Origin of the sequence: Pseudahrensia aquimaris, from assembly GCF_042676045.1 — a bacterium.
In the GTDB taxonomy this organism is placed as follows: Bacteria; Pseudomonadota; Alphaproteobacteria; order Rhizobiales; family Rhizobiaceae; genus Pseudahrensia; species Pseudahrensia aquimaris.
The window spans coordinates 57,242-79,446 of record NZ_JBHTJV010000012.1 but is presented as its reverse complement, the minus strand read 5'-3'; the positions used below and the strand labels follow the sequence as shown (position 1 = coordinate 79,446).

General features: G+C 56.5%; 19 protein-coding genes and 1 riboswitch. Of the genes, 5 read left to right on the top strand and 14 right to left on the bottom strand.

The annotated features are described in order from the left end of the window. Window positions 1-6 precede the first annotated feature (6 nt). Window positions 7-990 (bottom strand): 5-dehydro-2-deoxygluconokinase, encoded by a 984-nt coding sequence (gene iolC, locus ACFQ14_RS13255; protein WP_377213234.1) that lies wholly within the window; start codon window positions 988-990, stop codon window positions 7-9. After that, the gene (gene iolD, locus ACFQ14_RS13250) at window positions 991-2,877 is read right to left on the bottom strand and encodes a 3D-(3,5/4)-trihydroxycyclohexane-1,2-dione acylhydrolase (decyclizing) (RefSeq protein ID WP_377213233.1); all 1,887 of its coding nucleotides are present in this window, start codon (window positions 2,875-2,877) and stop codon (window positions 991-993) included. A 98-nt stretch (window positions 2,878-2,975) separates the two neighbouring features. On the opposite strand from iolD, the gene ACFQ14_RS13245 reads away from it, so the two are divergent. Together ACFQ14_RS13245 and ACFQ14_RS13240 are read left to right on the top strand one after the other, a co-directional pair. Continuing rightward, window positions 2,976-3,866, top strand: coding sequence for a TIM barrel protein (locus ACFQ14_RS13245; RefSeq protein ID WP_377213232.1), 891 nt, complete (start codon window positions 2,976-2,978; stop codon window positions 3,864-3,866). Window positions 3,867-3,870: 4 nt separating this feature from the next. Beyond that, entirely contained in the window at window positions 3,871-5,028 is a 1,158-nt protein-coding gene (locus ACFQ14_RS13240; protein ID WP_377213231.1) for a Gfo/Idh/MocA family protein, read from the top strand. Here ACFQ14_RS13240 and ACFQ14_RS13235 read toward each other — a convergent pair. Genes ACFQ14_RS13235 through ACFQ14_RS13225 form a run of 3 tightly spaced genes read right to left on the bottom strand, consistent with a single transcriptional unit; the run spans window position 5,025 to window position 7,031 of the window. Then, window positions 5,025-5,414 (bottom strand): transcriptional repressor, encoded by a 390-nt coding sequence (locus ACFQ14_RS13235; RefSeq protein WP_377213230.1) that lies wholly within the window; start codon window positions 5,412-5,414, stop codon window positions 5,025-5,027. The two genes, ACFQ14_RS13240 and ACFQ14_RS13235, sit on opposite strands and share 4 nt — an antisense overlap. After that, entirely contained in the window at window positions 5,411-6,211 is an 801-nt protein-coding gene (locus tag ACFQ14_RS13230) for an iron chelate uptake ABC transporter family permease subunit (RefSeq protein ID WP_377213290.1), read from the bottom strand. Before ACFQ14_RS13230 ends, ACFQ14_RS13235 begins: the two co-directional genes overlap by 4 nt. Beyond that, on the bottom strand, window positions 6,201-7,031 hold the full coding sequence (locus ACFQ14_RS13225; RefSeq protein WP_377213229.1) for an ATP-binding cassette domain-containing protein: 831 nt from the start codon (window positions 7,029-7,031) through the stop codon (window positions 6,201-6,203). Before ACFQ14_RS13225 ends, ACFQ14_RS13230 begins: the two co-directional genes overlap by 11 nt. A gap of 87 nt (window positions 7,032-7,118) precedes the next feature. Between ACFQ14_RS13225 and ACFQ14_RS13220 the strand changes: the two genes are divergently transcribed. Beyond that, window positions 7,119-8,090 (top strand): zinc ABC transporter substrate-binding protein, encoded by a 972-nt coding sequence (locus tag ACFQ14_RS13220; protein WP_377213228.1) that lies wholly within the window; start codon window positions 7,119-7,121, stop codon window positions 8,088-8,090. A 19-nt stretch (window positions 8,091-8,109) separates the two neighbouring features. Next, complete coding sequence (uraH, locus tag ACFQ14_RS13215; protein ID WP_377213227.1) at window positions 8,110-8,466, top strand: hydroxyisourate hydrolase; 357 nt, start codon at window positions 8,110-8,112, stop codon at window positions 8,464-8,466. On the opposite strand, the gene ACFQ14_RS13210 is transcribed toward uraH, so the two are convergent. The 9 genes from ACFQ14_RS13210 to ACFQ14_RS13170 form a co-directional block, all read right to left on the bottom strand. Continuing rightward, complete coding sequence (locus tag ACFQ14_RS13210) at window positions 8,463-9,479, bottom strand: Gfo/Idh/MocA family protein (RefSeq protein ID WP_377213226.1); 1,017 nt, start codon at window positions 9,477-9,479, stop codon at window positions 8,463-8,465. The genes uraH and ACFQ14_RS13210 overlap by 4 nt on opposite strands. After that, window positions 9,479-11,026, bottom strand: coding sequence for an ABC transporter ATP-binding protein (locus tag ACFQ14_RS13205; RefSeq protein WP_377213225.1), 1,548 nt, complete (start codon window positions 11,024-11,026; stop codon window positions 9,479-9,481). Before ACFQ14_RS13205 ends, ACFQ14_RS13210 begins: the two co-directional genes overlap by 1 nt. Before the next feature lie 40 nt (window positions 11,027-11,066). After that, the gene (gene metA, locus ACFQ14_RS13200; protein WP_377213224.1) at window positions 11,067-11,990 is read right to left on the bottom strand and encodes a homoserine O-acetyltransferase MetA; all 924 of its coding nucleotides are present in this window, start codon (window positions 11,988-11,990) and stop codon (window positions 11,067-11,069) included. Window positions 11,991-12,064: 74 nt separating this feature from the next. Then, a riboswitch (SAM riboswitch) is annotated at window positions 12,065-12,142 on the bottom strand. Between the two features lie 22 nt (window positions 12,143-12,164). Beyond that, on the bottom strand, window positions 12,165-13,337 hold the full coding sequence (locus tag ACFQ14_RS13195; RefSeq protein ID WP_377213223.1) for an MFS transporter: 1,173 nt from the start codon (window positions 13,335-13,337) through the stop codon (window positions 12,165-12,167). A gap of 107 nt (window positions 13,338-13,444) precedes the next feature. Continuing rightward, window positions 13,445-14,221, bottom strand: coding sequence for an MBL fold metallo-hydrolase (locus ACFQ14_RS13190; RefSeq protein WP_377213222.1), 777 nt, complete (start codon window positions 14,219-14,221; stop codon window positions 13,445-13,447). A gap of 162 nt (window positions 14,222-14,383) precedes the next feature. Next, window positions 14,384-15,688, bottom strand: coding sequence for a histidinol dehydrogenase (gene hisD, locus ACFQ14_RS13185; RefSeq protein ID WP_377213221.1), 1,305 nt, complete (start codon window positions 15,686-15,688; stop codon window positions 14,384-14,386). Between the two features lie 29 nt (window positions 15,689-15,717). After that, a complete protein-coding gene (locus tag ACFQ14_RS13180) occupies window positions 15,718-18,072 on the bottom strand; it encodes a TRAP transporter large permease subunit (protein WP_377213220.1) in 2,355 nt (784 codons plus the stop codon). A gap of 112 nt (window positions 18,073-18,184) precedes the next feature. Beyond that, window positions 18,185-19,297, bottom strand: a complete 1,113-nt coding sequence (locus ACFQ14_RS13175) for a TRAP transporter substrate-binding protein (protein ID WP_377213219.1) — start codon at window positions 19,295-19,297, stop codon at window positions 18,185-18,187. Between the two features lie 222 nt (window positions 19,298-19,519). After that, window positions 19,520-21,115 carry a GMC family oxidoreductase gene (locus ACFQ14_RS13170; protein WP_377213218.1) on the bottom strand — a complete coding sequence of 532 codons (1,596 nt, stop codon included), beginning with the start codon at window positions 21,113-21,115 and terminating at the stop codon, window positions 19,520-19,522. Window positions 21,116-21,446: 331 nt separating this feature from the next. On the opposite strand from ACFQ14_RS13170, the gene ACFQ14_RS13165 reads away from it, so the two are divergent. Further along, on the top strand, window positions 21,447-22,199 hold the full coding sequence (locus tag ACFQ14_RS13165; protein WP_377213217.1) for an IclR family transcriptional regulator: 753 nt from the start codon (window positions 21,447-21,449) through the stop codon (window positions 22,197-22,199). Window positions 22,200-22,205: the final 6 nt, after the last annotated feature.

The window sequence follows — 22,205 nt, the reverse complement described above, 5'->3', positions numbered from 1 at the left end:
CGGTCCTTAGGGTTTGGTGATGCCGGGGTGGCTGGCAATGAAGTCTTCGAGAATGTCTGGTGTTGGCATGGCGGGAGCACAGGCGACATTGGAAACAACAATCGCCGCTGCCGCAGAGCCGCGCTCTACGCAGGTCTGCACGTCCATCCCTGCGGCCATTGAAGCGATGAACGCGCCCATGAAACTGTCGCCCGCTCCGGTAGGTTTCAGCGCATCGACGGGGAAGATGCCAGTCTTGAACGAGCCGTCCTGCGTGAACGTGATGGAGCCGAGATGGCCCATCTTATAGACCACGATCTGCGCGCTGGTCTTGGCGAGGTTTTCCGCAAAGGCCAGCCCGATGTCGTAGTCACCCGCCATCACGCCGAACTCGTCGTCGTTGCCGATGACGATATCGCAATAGCTTGCGGCCCGCGAATAAACTTCAGCCGCTTCCGCTCCGGATGTCCATGAGTAGGGGCGGTAGTCGATATCAAAGATCACGGGCAGTCCGGCTTCTTTTGCCAGATCGAAGGCAACGAAGGCGGCATCGCGCGAGGGCTGGCCTGCGAACACTGTGCCTGTGGTGATGGCTGCGGAATAAGCTGTGTAGTCCGGCTTGCGCACATCCTCAACGGTCATCTGAAAGTCCGCCGCATTGTTGCGGTAGATCACCGACTGGTGATCAATATTGGTGGTTTCCAATACGGCCAGTGAATTGCGCTCCTCGCCCGCGACCGAGCGCACGAAAGTGCGATCAACGCCGTAGTGATCCAACTGGTTCAGGCAATAGCGGCCAACGGAATCATCCGATACGGACGTAACCAGCGAAGCCTTTGAACCCAGCTTCACTAAAGCAACGCCGATATTTGCCGACGAGCCGCCCAGTGCAGAATAGAAGTATTCTGCATCTTCTGTTTTGACGCCGGGTGGATGGGCATACATGTCCATGCCGGCCCGTCCGATAATAAGGAAGTTGCGTCCTTCGATGCGCTTCAGATCGGCGGCCATCTACATGCCCCTGCGCTGGCGTTCGCGGCCCGCTTCGGTTTCTTGATGCGATTCCCGCACAGATTTGGAACTCGAAACTTCCGGCGTGCCGACCTCCCACCACGCGTGACCTTCAGTGGTCCAGCCATCAAAGGCATCAACCTGCATGGAGATCACTGTCGTGCGGTCCGCAGACTTGGCGCGTTTGAACGCTTCCTTGAATTCGTCGATGGAATGAACCGTTTCGGCCAGCGCGCCCATTGATGCGGCATGCGCTGCGAAGTCCACCGCGAACGGTTCAACCGAGATGTTGCTGTCTGCGATTAGGTTGTTAAACGAAGCGTTGCCCGTGTTGTTCTGCAGCTTGTTGATGACGGCAAAGCCGCCATTGTCGCAAACGCAGATGATGAGCTTGTTGCCCGCCAGAACGGATGAATAGATGTCCGAATTCATCATCAGGTAAGAGCCATCGCCGGTGAAGCAGATCGTATCTTGCGCCGCTTCATCTTCTTGCTGCGCGATGCGCGCGCCCCATGCGCCTGCGATTTCGTAGCCCATGCAGGAATAACCGAACTCCACGTCCACGGTGCCAACGTCCAAAGTGCGCCAATTGGCCGTTACTTCGGCGGGAAGTCCGCCAGCAGCGGCCACAACCCGGTCGCGCTTGTCGCAGAGCTGGTTCACCGCTCCGACGACTTGAGCATAGCTCATGGGCCGGTTCTGGCCATCGTCGCTGGTGGGCGAAATGTTGCCGTCAACATAGGCATCCCATTGTTTGGTGAGCTTTTCTGCGCGGTCAGACCAAGTGGGCGCAAACGAATGACCGCCAAGGGCGTTTGAAATCGCGCCAAGCCCCAGCTTTGCATCGCCCACCACGCTGAGCGCTGAATGTTTGTCGGCATCGTGCCGCGCCACGTTAAGCGTCACCAGTTTCGCGTCTTGGTCAAAAGCCGTCCAAGAGCCGGTGGTGAAATCCTGCAAGCGCGTGCCAACGGCAAAGATCAAATCCGCTTCTTCTGCCAGAGTGTTGGCGCTGTCGGACCCTGTCACGCCAATCGGCCCGCAATTCAGCCGCTCGCCGTGAACGAGGTTGGCGCGCCCCGCAATCGTCTCCACTACAGGAATGTTGTGCGCTTCCACAAAGGCGCGAAGCTCCGGCACGGCGTGTGAATATTGCACCCCGCCGCCAGCGATCAGGATCGGGCGCTCCGCAGCCTTCAGCGCGGAAACCGCTACCGCGATTTCGCGCTCATCGGGCATTTGACGGCGGATGTGGTGGGTGCGCTCTTCGAAAAAGCTGACGGGATAATCCCACGCCCAGCCCTGCACGTCCTGTGGCAAGCCCAAGAAAGCTGGTCCACAATCTGCGGGGTCCAGCATGGTCGCAATCGCTTGCGGCAGGCTTTGAACGATTTGCGCGGGGTGCGTGATGCGGTCCCAATAGCGTGTGACCGATTTGAACGCATCGTTTACACCAAGCGCCGGATTGTTGAAGTGCTCCACCTGCTGCAACACCGGGTCGGGCAGGCGGGTGAGGAATGTATCACCGCACAGCAGCAAAATTGGCAGGCGGTTCGTGTGGGCAAGCGCTGCTGCCGTCAAAAGATTCGTCGTGCCCGGTCCGGCCGATGCGGTGGCAAACATGAACCGCTGGCGCAACTTCTCTTTGGCATAGGCAATGCCCGCAAGCGCCATCGATTGCTCGTTCTGCCCACGCCGCAGTGGCAGTTCCTCGCGGTGCTCATACAGCGCCTCACCCAGACAGGTGACGTTGCCGTGACCGAAAATGCCAAACCCACCCGCACACAGTCGCACGCGCTTACCGTCGATCTCGATATATTGCGCCGCTAGATACCGCACGAGCGCTTGCGCCATCGTCAGCCGGATCGTTTGTTCCTTCGATGCCATGCTGTTGTCCTTCCCACACGCCTCTTGACGTTCATTGATAAAAGCAGTTTTGCTCCAACTCAATCGCGCATCGGCGTGGAATGACCGGAGATCACAGATTGGCCATCGAAATTGGAAACGCGCCCTGCTCGTGGGGCGTGGAGTTTGCTGACGACGAACGCAACCCCGCGTGGGAAAAAGTGCTCGATGATTGCGTCGCCGCAGGCTATCGCGGCATCGAGCTAGGGCCAGTCGGTTACATGCCGGAAGACTCATCGGTTCTCGGCGATGCCATGGCGCAACGTGGGCTGATGCTGATCGGCGGCGTGATCTTCCGTGCTTTCCACTACCCCGACGCTTGGGACGATGTGATGGACGCATCCGTGCGCACGTGCAAAGCACTGCAGGCGCATGGCGCGGAACATCTGGTGATTATCGATTCCATTTCGCCACGCCGCGCGCCCACCGCTGGCCGCGCAAAAGAGGCGGAAAAGATGGGTGGCGCTGAATGGACGGCCTATCGTGATCGAATCGCTACAATCGCTAAAATGGGCGCAGAGGAATATGGCCTCACGGTTGGCATTCACGCGCATGCCGCCGGCTTCATGGATTTTGAGCCAGAGCTTGAGCGGCTGTTGGACGAGGTGGACGATAAGATTCTCAAGATTTGCTTCGACACGGGCCACCATTCCTATGCTGGCTTCGACCCGGTTGCCTTCATGCGCAAACACATTGGCCGCATCTCTTACATGCACTTCAAAGATATTGACCCTGCCGTGAAAGCGGACGTCATCGCAAAACGCACGGGCTTCTACGATGCCTGCGCACAGGGCATTTTCTGCAATTTGGGCGATGGCGATGTGGACTTTCCCGCCGTGCGCCAAATCTTGCTGGATGCCGGATTCGAAGGCTGGTGTACCGTGGAGCAAGACTGCGATCCGGCAGGTGATACGTCGCCGCTGCATGATGCCAAAGCCAACCGCGCTTATCTTCAATCAATCGGATTCTGAACACATGGCAAGACTCAACTGGGGCATGATCGGCGGCGGTGAAGGCAGCCAGATCGGCCCAGCGCATCGCATTTCCGCTGGCCTTGATGGAAAATTCAATTTTGCTGCGAGTGCATTGGACATCGACGCCGCCAAGGGCAAAGCCTTTGCGCAAACGCTGGGCATTGAAGGCGACCGTGCCTACGGCGACTGGCGCGAAATGCTGGCTGGTGAAAAAGACCGCGCAGACCGCGTCGATCTCGTCACCATCGCAACGCCTAATTCCACACACTTTGAAATCGCCAAGGCTTTCACTGAAGAAGGCTTCCATGTCTTGTGCGAAAAGCCGATGACGATGACGGTCGCGGAAGCTGAGGAATTGGTGAAGCTGGCTGAAGCCAAAGGCACTATTTTGGCGGTCAATTACGGATATTCCGGCTATTCGCTGGTGCGCCATATGCGGGCAATGGTGGCGCGGGGGGATCTGGGCAAAGTCCGGTTGATCAAGGCCGAATTCGCCCATGGTTTCCATGCTGATGAGGCGGATGCTGACAACCCGCGCGTGCGCTGGCGCTATGATCCAGACCTCGCGGGCGTTTCCGCCCAATTTGCAGATTGCGGTATCCACGCCTTGCACATGGCAAGTTACGTTTCCGGCCAAGAGGCCGAAACCCTGTCGGCGGATTTTGCTTCCGGCATCCCCTCTCGCACGCTGGAAGATGACGCCATGCTCAACATCAAAATGAGCGGCGGCGCGCGCTGTCGTCTGTGGACCTCATCTATTGCAATTGGGCGGATGCACGGTCTCAACATTCAGGTTTTCGGTGAAAGGGGTGGCCTGCGCTGGGCGCAGGAACAGCCCAATCAGCTTTTCTGGACCCCCCTCAACGGCCGAACCGAAATCATTGAACGCGGTGCGGGCAATCTTTCGCCCGAAGCTGACCGAGCGTCACGTGTCACCATCGGGCATGCTGAGGGCATGCCTTTGGCCTTCGCTAACATCTATCTCGATCTGGCCGAAGCAATCAGTGCTCACAAGCACGGCCGCACTGCAGATTCTGCGGCCACTCAATACCCCAAGGCTATTGATGGATTACGTTCCATGGCGGCGATTGTTGCCGCCGTGGATTCTGCGAAACAGCAGGGCGTGTGGGTAGATGCTCGCCCGCCCATGCTGCGCTAGGAACTTTCGCAGGCAGCACAGAGGCCGCGCAATTCGACGGTTGATGCGCTGACTTTGAAGCCATCTTTGCCTGCCAACTTGGCCAAGTCTTGGCCAAGGCTGGCATCGTTGATTTCTCCAACCGCGCCGCATGTCTCGCAAATTGTGAACGCTGCCAGTGAGTGGCCCGAGCAATCCGGGTGATTGCAAGCGACGAATGCGTTGAGGCTTTCCAGACGGTGCGCTACGCCTTTCTGGGTAAGTTTCTCCAGCGCGCGATAAATCTGCGGCGGCGCACGCAGTCCTTGGTCGCGCAGCGTATCCAGCAAGGCATAGGCTGATTGCGGCGCTTTCGCCGCGCGTAGGGCCTCGATCACCAGGCTCTCGTTTCGGGATAGGTCGCTCATCTTTGCGAAGTCTTTCTTCCAAAAATGGCAATGCTGAGGACAAACAGTCCGAGCGCTGCCAAAATTATGCTCGCTCCCGAAGGCGTATCGTATCGCGCCGAAGCAAAGAGCCCCGACAAAACCGCTAACGCGCCAATCAGAGATGCATAGACCGCCATTTGCTCTGGCGTTCGCGCCACTTGCCGCGCTGTGGCAGCAGGAATGATAAGGAGAGCCGTGATCAGCAATGCGCCGATGATTTTCATCGAAAGTGCGATAACGGCAGCCATCAGAAACATGAAGATGATGTTTGCACGGTCAGGCTGCGCACCTTCGGCGCGGGCCAGTTCCTGGTTTACGGTTGCGGCAAACAGATCTTCCCAAAAACGGGCCAATACAGCCAGAACAATCGCGCCACCAACAGCAATAGTCGCCAGGTTGGTTTTGGAGATGCTCAAAATATCGCCAAACAACAAAGCCTGAAGATCGACCTGAGGACCACTCATCAGCGAAAGCGCAAGAAACGAAGTTGCAAGTGCCCCGTGGGCCAAGATGCCCAATAAAACGTCCGATGAAATCGACAGCCTGTTCTGCAAGGCCGCCAAGAGCAGTGCGACGGCTGCGCAAACCCCGAAGACCGCACCCATCGTGCTGACCTGAAACAAAATTGCTAATGCCACACCCAGCAGTGCTGCATGGGCCAACGTATCGCCGAAATAAGCAAGTCGCCGCCAAACAACAAAGCAACCCAATGGTCCTGCCACCAGCGCGACCATGATGCCACCCAACAGGGCGCGAACGAAGAAATCATCCAGCATGATGTTTGCCCTCACCATGGTCGTGGTGATGTCCATCATCGGGATGGCAGTGGTCGGTGATTGTGCCATCGGCGTGCTGCACTCGCCCGTCTGGTAGGTGGGTATGGTCGTGTTCGTGCTGATAGACGGCCAGCGCTCCTGCAGCGCGGGCACCGAAGAGGTCGCGATATGCTGCGCTTTCGCTCACCATTTGTGGCGTGCCGTGGCAGCACATATGTCCGTTTAGGCAAATCACCTTATCTGTCGCGCCCATGACCAAATGCAGGTCGTGAGAAATGAGCAGAACCCCGCAACCCAGATCATCGCGCAGCGCACCAATCAGCTCGTAGAGTGCAATCTCCCCTGCAAAGTCCACGCCTTGCACCGGCTCGTCCAAAACCAGCAGATCTGCCTTGCGAACGATGGCTCTTGCAAGCTGGACGCGCTGGAATTCGCCCCCTGAAAGATCTCGAATTTGTGCATCGCACAAATTTTGTGCACCTGTTTTGTGCAGCGCATCATTTATCTGCTCTTTTGACGCTTTTCCCGTCAAGGCCATGAACCTTTGGACCGTAAGCGGCATTGTCCAATCGATTGCGATCTTTTGCGGCACATAGCCAACACGCAAATCATCCACGCGATCCGCCTTGCCTTCGGAAGCATCCAAAAGCCCAATCGCCATCCGCATGGTCGTGGTTTTGCCAGAACCGTTCGGTCCTATAAGGGTCACAATCTCGCCGGGAGCGACGTTGAAAGACACGCCGCGCACCAGCCATTTGTCTCCTGCGCGATGGCCGGCATTGGTGAGCGACACCAGAGGACTAGCATTTGGAATTTTCATTGTGGCTGTCACGATTGCGCCAAATTTCCGTTGGATTGGAGTGATTGCAATGTTATATCATAACAAACTAAACTTAAAGCAGGCGTCATGTCCCGTTCATCCCTTTTTGCTCTAGTCGCCACCTTTCTTGCTGCAACGCTGGCTCAAGCCTTTGCCGCGCCGAAGGTCGTTACGACGATCCGCCCTCTCCATTCCATCGTGGCCAATGTGATGGGAGACGTCGGGAGCCCGGTTCTGCTGCTCGACGGTGCAACCTCGCCCCACACGGCAACATTCAAGCCTTCGCAAGCACAGTTTTTGCAAGACGCTGACGCCGTGTTCTGGATTGGGCCGGTCATGGAAACTTTTCTCGCCAATTCTCTTGATACAATTCCCCAAAACGCAGTCGTCAAGGAAATGATGGAAGCAAAAGGCGTGACTACACTTCCGTTGCGCGGAAAACACGATCATGACCACGATCATAGTCACAGTAAAAAGAAGCACGACCACGACCACGACCACGATGACCATACCAAAGGTAATGATGATCTCAGTGAGGAAACGCTGGACGGTCACATCTGGCTTGATCCACAAAACGCTGCTGCCATGGCATTGGCGATTGCCGAGACTTTGGCGGAAAAAGACGCAGCCAACGCTGAAACCTATCGCGCCAACGCCAAAACCTTCGCGGCTTCGTTGAAGCCGTTAAGCGAGGAAGTGGCGGCGCTTCTCAAAGAAGTTTCCGGCCAAACCTATTTCGTCCAGCACGATGCCTATCAGTATTTTGAAAAGCGCTTCGGCTTGGCACAACCGGTTCCAGTGTCGATCAATCCGCAAACCCGCCCGGGTGCAGCCTCCGTGCGCGCATTGCGTGAACGCATGGCGCAAGCTGAACAGCCGTGCCTGCTGAGCGAGCCCCAATTGGGCTCGGCGCTGGCCGATTCCCTTGTCGCCGATAGCGGCGGACGTCTTGGTGTTGTAGACCCGCTTGGTCAAAACCATGAACCTGGCCCCGCTCTGTATGCGGCCCTATTGCGCGACATGGCGGCATCGTTCAAAGCATGTGTCGATGGTAGCTGATACTTCGAGCGCATAAGACATGGCTGACGGGTTCCTCACGACGCACATACTCGACACCGCACGGGGCTGTCCTGCCGCTGGCGTGCACATAACGTTGTTTCGTATTGATGGCGATAAACGCGTGCAGATGGTGACCAAGATCACCAATGGTGACGGTCGAACTGACAGTCCTATTCTGCCGAAAGGCGAAATGCGGGTAGGGACCTATGAATTGGTGTTCGAGATCGGCGCCTATTTCAAAGGCCATGCGCCAAAGTCCGATCATCCGTTTATCGATACAGTGCCAATTCGCTTTGGTATTGATGACGAGAACGATCACTATCACGTGCCGCTTCTGGCCTCGCCCTTCAGCTTCTCCACCTATAGGGGCAGCTAGAGCTTAATCCGCATGCCGCTTTCATCAGAACGATAGATTGCCTCTTCCAGCTCCAAATTGGCCTGATATTCGCGCGCCGTATTTTCTGGTGTCTCTCCGCGCAAGACGCACTCGACCACATGGCTCTGAAGCGCGTGCACGCTATTGCCTGCAAAGCCTGTCCATATTTGCGGCTTAAGCAGCATTGTTTCTTCCATCGCTCCAAAGCTGCGCAATACAAGCGAACCATCTCCGCTGAGACGGACGCATCCTTTCGTTCCTTCAAGCAGCGCTTCGCCAAACGTCAGACGTGTGTTGTGTGATGCGTGGTCGAGATGGCGGTTCCCGTCGAACACAGCGCGCATCCCGTTTTCGAAGCCGAAGATAAAGTGTCCGGCGTCTTCACCCGCTAGCGCAGGGTTCAATTTGCGTAAATCAGCATAAATTGACGTCGGCTCGCCAAACAAAAAACGGAACACATCAATGTAGTGAATAGCCGTTTCATGGATGAGAAAGCGCTCCATGGTTTGAAAATATGGCTGCCGCTCCAGATAAGCGTCCGGCCCCTGTCCGTCACCGGTGCGTAGCCTAAATGTGAAATTCTGGACTTCGCCCAACCGCCCATCGTGCAGCACAGTCTTCATCGCGCGAAACCAAGGCTGAAATCGGAAGTTCTCGTGCACAATAAGACGCACGCCAGATTGCTGAGCGAGTTCCGCCGCCTGTCTTGCTTGCGCACCACTGACGCAAAACGGCTTTTGACAGATGATCGTCTTCACGCCTGCATGGATCAGTTTTTCGATCAGGCCAAAATGCGTATCGGGCGGTGTGATGATGTCTACGATATCGGGTGACGTTTCGCGCACCATCGCGTCCACATCATCGTAAGCAGGCACCTGTGCTTTGCGCGCTTGCTCTATGTCGTTGTCGCAGCAAGCAACAAGTTCTGCGCCATTAATTCGGGTCCAAGCGTCTCGATGAAACAAGCCAAAATAGCCCGCCCCGATGCAACACACCTTCAACGGCCCGCTCATCAGGCGGCTGCTTCGTCTGTCACGCCAGCCATCAAAAGGCCAAGTTCGCCTTCGCTGGCGCTTGCCTCGCGTTCGCCGACGATCTGTCCATCGAACATCACCAAAATTCGGTCGGACAGTGCGCGAATTTCGTCCAACTCCACCGACACCAAAAGAACGGCTTTGCCGGCATCGCGCATTTCGATGATGCGTTTATGGATGAATTCAATCGCGCCGACATCTACACCGCGAGTCGGTTGGCCAACGAGAAGAACGCCGGGGTCACGTTCCATCTCTCGCGCTAATACAATCTTTTGCTGGTTACCGCCGGAGAAATTGGCCGTTTTCAGGCGCGGGTTGGGGGGGCGGATATCGTATTTCCCGATCTTCTCAATCGCATCTTCCCGCATCGCATCAATTTGCAAAAATGGCCCGGACACAAACTCCGGATCCCCATGATAGCCAAGGATCGCGTTTTCAGATTCCTCGAACCTCAGCACCAGACCTTCATGATGGCGATCTTCCGGCACATGAGCGAGGCCGCGCTTGCGCAGCTCTGCCGGGTCTGCCCGAACGCCCGAAGTGATCGGCGTCCCATCCAGCATGATAGCGCCGGATGAGAACGGTCGCATACCGGCAATGGCTTGCAGCAATTCCGATTGCCCATTTCCCGCCACGCCCGCAATGCCAACGATTTCGCCGGCGCGTACGTTGAAGGAAACATCTTTGACCATGTCCACGCCGCGTCCGTCGCGCACTGTAAGCCCGGCCACAGCGAGCCGCACCTCACCGGGGGAAGCTTCCTCTTTATCGACCTGTAGCAGAACGCGCCGACCAACCATAAGTTCGGCCAGTTCCTCAGGGCTCGTTTCAGCCGTTGTGCGTGTGGCCACCATTTCACCGCGCCGCATGACGGAGACTTCGTCAGTGATGGCCATGATCTCGCGCAGCTTGTGGGTGATGAGAAGGATCGTTTTCCCCTGGTCTTTCAACTGCTGGAGAATGCGAAACAGATGGTCAGCCTCCGCGGGCGTCAGCACGCCCGTTGGCTCATCGAGAATGAGAACGTCTGCCCCGCGAAACAGCGCTTTGAGAATCTCAACCCGCTGCTGCAGGCCTACGGGCAAATCTTCGATCAGCGCATCGGGATCAACCTTCAACCCGTATTCTTCCTCCAGCCGCAACAGTTCTGCGCGGGCTCGGCGCATGGCGGAGTTAAGAATGCCGCCGCCTTCCGCGCCTAGAATGATATTTTCCAGCACCGAGAAGTTATCAACCAGCATGAAGTGTTGATGCACCATGCCGATGCCGGCCGCGATGGCCGCTTGGCTGTCTGCGATTATTGCGGGTTTTCCCTTTAGGCGAATTTCGCCGCTGTCGGCCTGATAAAACCCGTAGAGGATCGACATCAGCGTTGATTTACCAGCACCGTTTTCGCCGATAATACCGTGAATTGTCCCCGGACGAATTTTCAGATCAATGTCTTTGTTGGCATGCACAGGGCCAAATGACTTGTTGATACCAACAAGCTCAATAGCCAATGGTGCTGTGTCGGTCGCGCTATTCATTCAGGCACTATAACGGCCCTTGAGCCAAGCGCTACACCCATCAACCGCTTTTGCCGATCTCGTTAATGTCGAACGGAGTGGACTGGTAAATCTGATTGATCCAATTACCAAACAACAGGTGAGCATGGCTGCGCCATCGGTTCTGCGGTGGCATGGCAGGGTCGTCTGCCGGGTAATAATTGTGCGGCACGTCAATGGGCGTGCCGTTGGCGACATCTCGGTCGTATTCCTCTTTTAGCGATGTAGAATCGTACTCCACATGGTTGAAAATGTAGAGCCGCTTGCCTTCCTTTTCAGAAATCAGGCAAGGCCCGGTCACGTCGCTTTCCATCAGCAATTCCAGCCCGTCATGCTGCAAAACATCCACGCTGCGCACTTCCGTCCAGCGCGACACCGGAATGGAAAAATCATCTGAAAACCCGTGAAGGTAGGGTGAGGCAGGTTTCAAATTGCGGTGGCGATAAACGCCGAAGGCCTTCTGGTCGAGTGTGTATTTTGGAACTCCATGAAAGTGCCAAATCGCGGCCATCGCGCCCCAGCATATGTTGAACGTCGACAACACATTCGTGCGCGTCCATTCAAAAATTTCGGACAATTCGTTCCAGTAGGTAACCTCTTCAAAAGGAAGCGTTTCAATGGGTGCACCGGTGATGATGAAGCCGTCAAACTTTTGATCGCGGATTTCCTGCCACGTTTGATAGAATGAAATTAGGTGTTCTTCATTCGTGTTGCGTGATTTGTGTTCGCTCATTCTCACCAGCGTGAGCTCCACCTGTAGCGGCGTTGCGCCGATGAGGCGGGCGATCTGTGTCTCGGTGCGAATTTTGTTCGGCATCAGGTTCAGCAGGCCGATTTTCAGCGGGCGAATATCCTGCCGCGTGGCGGTCGCGTCATCCATCACCATCACACCTTCGGCTTCCAAAGTAGCGCGGGCGGGCAGTGTGTCAGGGATGCGGATGGGCATTGAAACAAACTCCATTTGGTCCCTAATGCGGACACAAAAAAACCGATAACGAATTCGCCATCGGTTCCATCTGCTGTTGAGAGCAAGCGGCCTTTTAGCGAATTGTTTAACGTGGCTGCAAGCCGACCGGCCAAATCACCACAGCGCTCAATCTAGGCACGACTTCAGGTTCGGTCAATCGGCTATGCGGCGATGGCGGACCATGCAGAATATCCCAAAAGCCGGGCCAAGTGCGGTCAGCGCGATGACCAGCGCCCAGCCCGTTTGCGCCGCTAGCCAAGGCGCGATCTGCACCGTGAAGAATGTCAGCGCGAAACCCAGTGCTGTTTGAAAGGTCATCAAGCTGCCGGCTGCCTCTTGCGGTGCCGCATCGGCCACCATTGCGGAGAACTGTGCTGAATCGGGGATGACCGAGGCGCCCCATACCAGCACCACGATCACGGTGATCCATACGGGGCCGCCAAACGTCAACGCTGTCGCCAACCCTGCCAGACCGCTTACAGCCATCGCGATGCCAGCTACCTCTGCTTTGCCGATCCTGTCGGCAAACAGTCCTGCGATGATGCTGAACACACCACCCGTCGCGATGGACACAAAGGCCAGCATTGTGGCTGCCGCAACGGCACTTTCTGCCGTCATTGTCGCGCTGAACGAAACCGCACAGGCTGCGGCGATCCAAGCCCACATGACGTAAAGCTCCCACATATGGCCCAGATAACCGCCATAGGCATAGCGGATGCGTCGATCGTGCCACGCAAGAGAGATTGCGGAGATTTGAAACCGCGCCGCTTTCGCGTAGTGCGGTCCAAGCTGCACAAGCAGCGCCAATAATCCGCCGGATATTGCGGCAATTGAAGCGATGGTAACTGTAAAGCGCCAATCCGCACCGCCAGTTGTGGAAATGAGATACGGCAGGGCGGAACCAAGCGTTAACGCCCCAATCAACAGCCCAACCAGCGTTCCACGATCTTTCTCTCCCCAACCCACAGCGATCTTCATCCCCACTGGGTAAACCCCAGCCAACAGAGCGCCCGTAGCGAAGCGTGCGAAGATCGCCGACGCCCCACCTGGTTCTGCAATCAGAAGAATTGCATTGCAAAGCCCTGCCGTGACGGCGCAGACGGCGAAAACACGTCTTGGGTCATAGCGGTCTGCAAGACCGAGAATTGAGGAGGCGAGAGCTCCAACCACGAAGCCGATCTGAACCCCACTCGATAGCATTGCCTGACGGACTGGCGACATCGCAGCCTCACGCAGCATTTCAGGTAGAATGGCAGCGGAGACGAACCACAGCGACAGCGCGGCAACCTCAGCAATCATCAACAGGGCAATCGACCGAAATTTCATTGGAAGACTTGTCAGAGAAACAGGCACCCACCCCACAACAAATGAAAACCGGCGGCAACTCGAAAGAGCTGCCACCGGTTTTAAGTCTTCAGCAAATTTGGTGAGGCTTAGCCGCCGTACCAGTCGCCCAATTTGACCACCGCCGCGTCACCGACCAGCTCGGCAAATTTCTGCGGATCCTGCGTGCCACCATCGCGGCCACGATAGTGGTATGGATAAACGAATTTGGGTTTGAACTCTTTCACCGCTGATGCCGCAGCTTCTGCTGGCATGGTGAAAGGCAGGTTCATGCACACAAACGCCAGATCAATGTTTTCCAGCGCACGCATTTCCGGAATGTCTTCCGTATCACCTGAGATGTAAACGCGGAAGTTGTCAAAGTTCAGGACGTACCCGTTGTCGCGCCCCTTTGGATGAAACTTCTGCTTGTCCTCGGCCAGATTGTAAGCGGGTATTGCCTCAATCTTGATGCCCATTGCTTCGCCGCTCTCGCCATTGGAAATCACAGTATTTTTTGCCTTCATGGCATCTGCAATGTCTTCGCCCACTTTCGGGTTCGTCATGATGACCGTTTTGTCCTTCACGACTGCATTTAGCGTGTCTTGATTGAAGTGGTCGCCGTGGTGGTGGGTAATCAGAACGAAATCTGCGTCGGGGAAATCCGCGTAGGCAGCCGCATCGCCCACCGGGTCTATGTATAGCGTTCCCTTGGGCGTTTCCATCACGATGGACGCGTGGCTGATGGGGTGAACGGTGATCGTTCCGCCATCGGTTTTGAATTCGTTAGGCAGGTGACCACCTGCATTAGCGTAAAATGGTAAGAACGTGATCGTGCCTGCCGCAGCGGCGGATGTGGCGATAAACTGGCGTCTTGTTTGTTTCATAGGACAGCTCCAAAAGCGCGCGTTTTCGCGCGACATAACGACTTCGGGCTCCCGTCCGAATTATGGTATGAACCTCTGTTCTGAATAAGGAAAATGGCGAATTGCCACATCCATGCCGTACCGCTTTAAGTTTTTGGCAAAGGCTGTGCCCGATGGACTGACCTAGCCGATGCCCAAATCAAAATTTTCACCTTCGAAATACTTCCGCAAACGTGCATCACCAGCCCGAGCATGACCTTCCATACCTTCCAGTCGTGAAATCCGTGCCGCCGCCTGACCGACCTCGCGGTTCGCCTCGCGTGTCATGCGCTGGGTGGTGACGACCTTCATGTATTTGTGCACCGAAAGCCCACCCGTGTAGTGGGCGGCGCCCTTGGTCGGCAGGATGTGGTTGGTGCCGGAGCACTTGTCGCCGTAGGTCACGGTGGTTTCCTCGCCGATGAACAGCGAGCCGTAAGACTTGAGCCGGTCGACATACCATTGGTCGTCCGCCGTCTGCACTTCCAGATGCTCGGAAGCGTATTCGTCGGATATGATGCAAACCTCTTCGCGCGTGTCGCACAGGATCACCTCGCCATAATCGCGCCAAGCGACCTCCGCAGCATGGGCAGCGCCTTCCGGCAGGGCTTTGATCAGGCCATCCATTTTGGCCATCACTGCGTCGGCTAGGCTTTGCGATGTGGTGAATAGCCAAGCGGGTGAATCGAGGCCGTGTTCGGCTTGGCTCACCAAGTCTTCGGCAACGATTTGCGGGTCAGCAGTCTCATCCGCGATGATGCCGATTTCGGTGGGCCCGGCGAACATGTCGATGCCAACACGGCCATAAAGCATACGCTTGGCCTCGGCCACGAAACGGTTGCCGGGGCCTGCGAGGAAGTTTGCTTTTTTGCCCGTGAACAGCCCGAACGTCATTGCCGCGATGCCCTGTACGCCACCGAGCGCCAGAATGTGATCGGCGCCGCACAGGTTCATCGTGTAGAGAATTGCCGGGTTTATGCCTTCGCCAGGTTTCGGTGCGGAGCAAGCAACCACATCCGGCACACCCGCAACCTTTGCAGTGCCGATGGACATAATCGCGCTCGCCACATGGGCATAACGACCGCCCGGCACGTAGCAGCCCGCCACCTGCATCGGGATCAGTTTTTGCCCCGCCCATAGGCCGGGCGACAGCTCGGTTTCAAATTCTGTGATCGAGGCTTTCTGCGCTTCGGCAAATTTGCGCACGCGGTCATAGGCAAACTGAATATCGTCTTTCAGCTTCTGCGGAACTTTCGCCCCGGCCGCCTCAATCTCTTCCGGCGTAACGACGATATTCCCGTCGAATTTGTCGAGGTCGATCCCGTATTGCCGAGCAACATCCTCACCGCCGGCTTCAATCTTCGCCAGCATATCGCTCACGATTTCGCGGGTTTGATCTTCGCCGGTATAGGCAGTTTTCTCGGCTTTTTTCAGATAGGTGATGGGCATTTTATGACACTCTTTTGGTGGTGGGTGCTTTATTCGGTCCAGCCGGAATAGCTAAAGAAACCCGGCGATCCGTTGGCCGACAGGAAGTCTGGCAGCCACAATGCGAAGCCGGGAAAGGTGAAGATCAAGGCAAGGCCGATCACTTGAATGACCATGAATTGCATCATGCCTAGGTAGATGTCTTTCAAATCCCATTCCGGCACGACGCCTTTGAGGAAATAGGCCGACAGCGCCACGGGCGGCGACAGCCATGCCGTTTGCAGGTTCACCGCCACGAGGATGGCGAACCATGTCAGGTTGACGTTGAGGCTGATGAGCAGCGGCACCAATATTGGCACGATGATGAGCACAATAGGCACCCATTCCAGCGGCCAACCGAGCAGGAACACGAGGGCCATCACAAAGATGAGCATCGCCATGATCGACAGGTCAAATGACAGCAGAAGCTCAGTGAGATATTTCGGTGTGCCAAGGTTCGAGAAGACCGCGCCAAAGAAGTTGGATGCGGCGACGAGGAACATAATCAGAACCGAGATTTCCAGCGTCTTGATGAGCGCGTCATAGAACTTTTTCACCGTCAAACGGCGATAGGCGAGCGACAGCAGGATGGAGCCAAACGCCCCGCAAGCCGCCGCTTCCGCAGGCGTTGCCCAACCGGCCAAAATGGAACCCAAGGCAAAGGCGATCAGCACCGTTGGCGGCACAAGGCCCATGAAGAATTCGTACCAAAGGTCGGAGAAGTAGAACCCGCCCGGTTTGGTGGCCCGCGCCCATTTGTAAACGACGAACATGCCCACCAGCCAAAGGATCGGAATGATCAAACCGCCCAGCGGGATAAATGCCAGCGACCCGGCAGCGCCCAGTGTGATGAGCCAGAAGAAGGCAACGATGGCGAACAGAACCAGAGAGACTTCCACTAGATAGTATGGCGACGTCTCAGGCTGTTCGTCCGGCGGGAGGATCGGGCCAAGGTTCGGGTTTATCCAGCAACGGCCGAGCGCATAGACCATGTAGAGGAAGGCTAGCAGCACGCCGGGAATGATGGCCGCGCGGAACAGGTCCGTCACCGGCACTTCCAGCACCGGCCCCATGACGATCAGCATGATCGACGGTGGAATGAGAATGCCGAGCGTGCCACCGGCCGTGATCGTGCCAGCCGCAAGGCGCACATCGTAACCGGATTTGTTCATAGTCTTAGCGGCCATGATGCCGAGGATCGTGACCGAAGCGCCGACAATACCGGTCGCTGCGGCAAAGACCGTGGAGACGAACAGCACCGCGATGAAGAGCGCCCCGCGCGTACGGCTCATCATAAGCTGCACAGCGTTGAACAACCGCTCCATTAGGCCTGCCTGTTCCATCACGATCCCCATCAAGATGAACAACGGCACGGCGACCAATTGATCGTCCAGCATCGTGGAATTAACCTGCAGCGTCATCAGGAAGAACGTCACCGCGCTGCCTGCGCCCCACGAGCCGAAGGTGAAGGCAAGGAAGATCAGCGTGAACGAGATCGGAAAGCCAACGAAGATCGAAAACAACATCGCGCCCAGCATGAACAGGCCGATAGTCGACTTCGCGAAGCCAAACCCGCCACCAAAAGCGGCTTGGAACCAATCGTCGAACGGAACCGATTTGGGGTAGAAGATCGACACGAAGATCACAGCCAGGATGACAAGATAAAAGGGCAGGATCTTCAGGAACAGTGCTTCGCGCTCTTTGCCCATTTGGTGAAAGGCGCGGAACAGTTCCGGCAGGCCTTGCAGCAGAAGCAAGAATGCACCAATCGGCATAAATATGCGCGCAGGCGCGAGGAACGGCGCCCATGTGGAATCGCCAGCCCGTTCCCAGCCGTTGATGTTGAAAATGTCGTTGCCAAAAGCGCTCAGCGCGTATTCGCCCGACGACCAGAAAAAGAACAACATCGCGGGGAAATAGAAGGCGAGATAGAGCGAAGCATCCACGGTCGCCTGCGTTTTGAGCGTCCAATTGCGGTAGAGAAAGTCCGCGCGAATGTGTACGCCGCGCATCAGCGCATAGCCAGCGGTCGCCATGAAAATGACACCGCCCAACATGCGGCTGACGTCGTAGTTCCAAAGCGTCGGCCCAAGCCCCCAGGCAATCGCCGTTTCGTTCATGCCGTAATCGGTCAGCACCGCAAACGCCTTGCGGGAGACAACCTCGAAGACGGTGCCAAAGATGAGTGGAATGAGCAGCAGGCAGAAAATCCGGCCTGCCCACAGGTTCAAAACGTCGATGAAAGCGGTGATCGGGCGCTGCCACGCGGTCATGTCCTCGGGCGTTTGACCAGGCTCTTCCGCGCGCCGCTCGGCGATCAGTTCATCGGTGATATCCAGATCACCGGGAATGACTTCCTCTGCCATTTAGGCTCTCTCCCGAGGTGTTTCCCAATTCAAAAAGCCTCACTCAGTGAAAGGCATTGCGAATGGGGAAAGGGCGGGGCTGTTTGAACAACCCCGCCGCAATCGCTTTGTCTTACTTCTTCAGGCTGTCGGCATAGGCCTTGCCCAGCGCCGCGTTAGACGCTTGCGCACCGGCCCAGAACGGCACCGCAACTTCCGCGAATGCTTTCTGGCTGTCATAGACAGTTTTGAAGAAGGCGTTTTCATCCGCGTTCTTTTCCAGCAACGCCTTGGCGGCGTTCATGTAAGCTGGGAAGTAGTCGGCTGGCGTGTCATGCAGGATGACGCCATCTTCTTCCACGAGCTTTTTCAGCGCCTTGCCGTTTTCATAGATGCGGTAAGACATAGCTTTGGAAAGCGAAGCGTTCGCCGCAACTTCCAGCGCCTTTTTCTGATGGTCCGTCATGGCGTTATAGACATCGCCGTTGATGTACATATCAGCATTCACGACCACCTGGTGCAGGCCCTGAAGGTAGTAGTGTTTCAGGACTTTCTGGAAGCCAAACACCGAGTCAGGCTTCGGGCAGCACCATTCAGCAGCATCAATTGTGCCTTTTTCGAGAGCCGGCAGAATGTCTCCGCCGCCCATAGCAACCGAGGCTACACCGATATCCTTATAAGCCTGACCGGGAATGCCGGGAGGCGTGCGGAAACGGTATTTGCGGAAATCGGCCATAGACGTGATCGGCTCTTTGAACCAACCCAACGCTTCCGGGCCAACCGGCTGCAACATGAAGCCTTTCACGTTCACGCCCATTTCTGTCCAGAGCTGGTCATAAAGCTCCTTGCCGCCAGCGAACTGGAACCATGACAGGAACGCGAGGTTGTCCATGCCGATACCGCCACCTGCAGGTGGGGAGCCGAACAGGGCCGCTGCGGGGTGTTTGCCCGACCAGTAGTGCGTCCAGGCGAAGCCGCCTTCGACCAAGCCTTTGTCGACGGCATCAAGCACGCCGCTGTTGGCAACAACCGCACCGGCTGGCAGCACTTCGATGGTCACCGGGTCGTCTTTGGTCAGCGCCAGCACATCTTCTGCGAAGTTTTGCAGCATGACGACTTCGTCAGCAGAAGCTGAAATCACCGATTGAACGCGAATATTGACCGGCGCTGCGTAAGCCGCCGTGGCAACGGTTGCTGCGACAGCGGTTGCGGCAAGAGTTTTGCCGAATTTTGCAAGAACAGACATGGTATTCCTCCCTGAGTTCGTTCTTTCCTCCGACGGATGCGATGGCACCGGACGCCCCGCCGAAGGATCGGGGCCGATGCGCGTTCACCGCATTTTCTGACGGCTGATCGAACGATCTTCCGCCGGTTTATGACCCGCAGCTTTTCTCCGCTGCGGTGCATTTTGAGCCAAATCAACGGCGCCTCCCGCGCCGGCTTCATCAGCTTGAAACCTGTATTCGCGTCAGGCAGCGTCCTCCAAAATGAAGTCACTCACCCGCTCACCGATCATCATAGCAGGCGCATTGGTGTTTCCTGAAACGATCACCGGCATGATAGAGCAATCAGCCACCCGCAGCCCGTCCACCCCGTGAACCCGCAAGCGTGGATCAACCACTGCACGGTCGTCCTTGCCCATTTTGCAGGTTCCGGTGGGATGATAGATTGTCGTCGACGTGTTGCGCGCCCAATCGAGCAGCGCGTCGTAGTCTTCATCATCGACCGCCGCCCCCGGTGCGTATTCTTCGATGATCTCTTCTTTCGCTGGCGAGAACCGCGCGATGCGCCGTGCAACGCGAATGCCCTCCACGATGGTTTGTTGGTCAAGCGGCGTGGAAAGATAATTTGGGTGAATGACCGGATGGTCATCGATGCGGTTTGAGCGCAGTTCCAAATGACCGGCGCTTTCCGGCCGCATCTGCAATACTGACGCAGTAAACGCGTTGAACGGGTGTGTGCCTGTGCCAACCTTGTCCGTCGAGAACGGCTGCAGGTGAAACTGAATGTCGGGTGTTTCGAGTTCCGCGCGGGTTTTGAGATATCCCGTTCCGAGGCTTGCGGCCATCGTCATCGGCCCTGTGCGCTTGAGCGCATATTCAATTCCGATCAGCGCCTGCTTCCACAGCGAATTGGTTTCGGTGTTGATGGTTGAAGACCGGCATTTGAACACGGGCCGCGCTTGCAAGTGGTCTTGCAGGTTTTGCCCCACGCCCTTCAATGCCTTCTTGACCGAAATGCCATTGGCCAACAGATTGTCTGCTGGCCCAATGCCGGAAAGCATGAGAATTTGCGGCGAACCAATCGCTCCGGCAGACAAGATCACCTCGCGCCGCGCCCGAACAATCTGATCACCATCGCCGCCGCGGGCGACAATGCCGACGGCGCGGTCATTCTCAATCAGCACTTCTTTGGTGATGAGACCTGTGAGAATTGTCAGATTTTCGCGGCCCCGCGCGGGTTTCAGATACGCTTGAGCGGCAGAGCATCGCCGCCCGTCCTTGGCCGTCATCTGGAAGTAGCCGACACCTTCCTGGTTCTCGCCATTATAGTCGTCGTTGTAAGGATAACCCGCTTGTTGGGCCGCTTCGATGAACGCATCAATCGGGCGGCGTGACAGGCGTGTTTTGGAGACGGAAAGCGGGCCCGAGCCCCCACGGACCGCGCTTTCGCCCCCCTCCCATGTCTCCGCCCTGCGGAAACACGGCAACACGTCATCCCAGCCCCAACCTTCGTTGCCCATCTGGCGCCAATTGTCATAATCCTGCGCTTGGCCACGCACATAGAGCAGGCCGTTGATCGAGCTTGAACCGCCCAAAACTTTGCCGCGAGGCCAGTTGAGCGAACGCCCGTTCAGGCCGGGGTCAGGTTCGGTTTTATAGGCCCAATCGACTTTGGGATTGCCCATGGTTTTGAAATAGCCGATCGGGATGTGGATCCAAGGCGAGCGGTCTTTTTCGCCGGCCTCAACCAGCGCCACCGTGTATTTGCCGTTCTCAGACAGCCGCGCTGCAACAGCGCAACCGGCAGAACCTGCTCCTACAATGACAAAATCAAACTCCACGCACACTCCCGAAAGCCGTTTTGATGACAATCTTTAGGAAGAGTTTGCACCCGTTATCGCAACCCTGCCGATCCTGCCCCTCTCAAACTCTCCCAAGGCAGGGTCGGCGCAAAGAGCGCGATAACGGGCACTTTTTCCTCCCCGGAAAAGTCGCCCAGGGTCTCATTTTCTGTAGTTAGGCAAAAAGTGATCTTGACTTGCCATTTGCAAAAAATGAGACTTTTGGTCTCAATAAGAGTGAACCACGCCAGCCTTATTTGTGCAAGACAGAATGTCGCAATTTCGGCTTTCAAGGTGGTGTTGTGGATGAACGGGCAAAAGGCAGGCAAGAATGAGTGACGCACTGAGGGTTCCCACGAATTTGCGAACGCTTTTGATCTTGGAGGCCGTGTCTCAATCGAATGAGCCGTTGTCACCGACCGAGATCAACCGAGCTATCGGACTGCCGAAACAATCCATTCATCGTTTGTGCCAGACCATGGTGGCCGAAGGCTTCCTCATCCGCGATGTCTCGGGAAACCGCCTCTCGCCTGCACCGCGCACATCCAGGCTCGCACAAGGGCTTCTCGCATCGCGGCAGACAGCAACGGCGCGGCGGCAGGTTTTGCTAACCTTGGCGGAGACGATCAAGGAAACGATCAACTTCGTCGTGCCCGAACCAGATGGCATGACCTATCTAGACCGTATTGAAACGGACTGGCTGTTTCGAATCGAACTGCCCATCGGTTCCCGTGTGCCGTTCTATTGCACTGCGAGTGGCAAGTGCTATCTCGCAAGCCTGAGCGGCAAAGACCGCGAGCGGACGCTCAAAACCATTCGTTTCGAACCGCGCACCATAAACACCCATATGAGCACGGCGAGCCTTGCTGCCGAATTGGAACAAATCGAGAAGCAGGGCTATGCCATCGACAACGAAGAACTGTTCGATGGGATGATCGCACTTGCGGTGCCAGTGACTGATGCGTCTGGCCGTTTTATTGCTGCTCTCGCATTTCATGGCCCCACACAACGGCTTGACCGCGATGGTTTGCTGCAACATCTCGATTTGCTGCGCGATGGAGCGAGACAGCTAGCCGAATTGTGAGTTAAG

Coding starts and splice junctions, on each gene's coding strand:
- iolC (WP_377213234.1), bottom strand. CDS start 990: ATGGCCGCCGATCTGAAGCGCATCGAAGGACGCAACTTCCTTATTATC.
- iolD (WP_377213233.1), bottom strand. CDS start 2,877: ATGGCATCGAAGGAACAAACGATCCGGCTGACGATGGCGCAAGCGCTC.
- ACFQ14_RS13240 (WP_377213231.1), top strand. CDS start 3,871: ATGGCAAGACTCAACTGGGGCATGATCGGCGGCGGTGAAGGCAGCCAG.
- ACFQ14_RS13235 (WP_377213230.1), bottom strand. CDS start 5,414: ATGAGCGACCTATCCCGAAACGAGAGCCTGGTGATCGAGGCCCTACGC.
- ACFQ14_RS13230 (WP_377213290.1), bottom strand. CDS start 6,211: ATGCTGGATGATTTCTTCGTTCGCGCCCTGTTGGGTGGCATCATGGTC.
- ACFQ14_RS13225 (WP_377213229.1), bottom strand. CDS start 7,031: ATGAAAATTCCAAATGCTAGTCCTCTGGTGTCGCTCACCAATGCCGGC.
- ACFQ14_RS13220 (WP_377213228.1), top strand. CDS start 7,119: ATGTCCCGTTCATCCCTTTTTGCTCTAGTCGCCACCTTTCTTGCTGCA.
- uraH (WP_377213227.1), top strand. CDS start 8,110: ATGGCTGACGGGTTCCTCACGACGCACATACTCGACACCGCACGGGGC.
- ACFQ14_RS13210 (WP_377213226.1), bottom strand. CDS start 9,479: ATGAGCGGGCCGTTGAAGGTGTGTTGCATCGGGGCGGGCTATTTTGGC.
- ACFQ14_RS13205 (WP_377213225.1), bottom strand. CDS start 11,026: ATGAATAGCGCGACCGACACAGCACCATTGGCTATTGAGCTTGTTGGT.
- metA (WP_377213224.1), bottom strand. CDS start 11,990: ATGCCCATCCGCATCCCTGACACACTGCCCGCCCGCGCTACTTTGGAA.
- ACFQ14_RS13195 (WP_377213223.1), bottom strand. CDS start 13,337: ATGAAATTTCGGTCGATTGCCCTGTTGATGATTGCTGAGGTTGCCGCG.
- ACFQ14_RS13190 (WP_377213222.1), bottom strand. CDS start 14,221: ATGAAACAAACAAGACGCCAGTTTATCGCCACATCCGCCGCTGCGGCA.
- hisD (WP_377213221.1), bottom strand. CDS start 15,688: ATGCCCATCACCTATCTGAAAAAAGCCGAGAAAACTGCCTATACCGGC.
- ACFQ14_RS13180 (WP_377213220.1), bottom strand. CDS start 18,072: ATGGCAGAGGAAGTCATTCCCGGTGATCTGGATATCACCGATGAACTG.
- ACFQ14_RS13175 (WP_377213219.1), bottom strand. CDS start 19,297: ATGTCTGTTCTTGCAAAATTCGGCAAAACTCTTGCCGCAACCGCTGTC.
- ACFQ14_RS13165 (WP_377213217.1), top strand. CDS start 21,447: ATGAGTGACGCACTGAGGGTTCCCACGAATTTGCGAACGCTTTTGATC.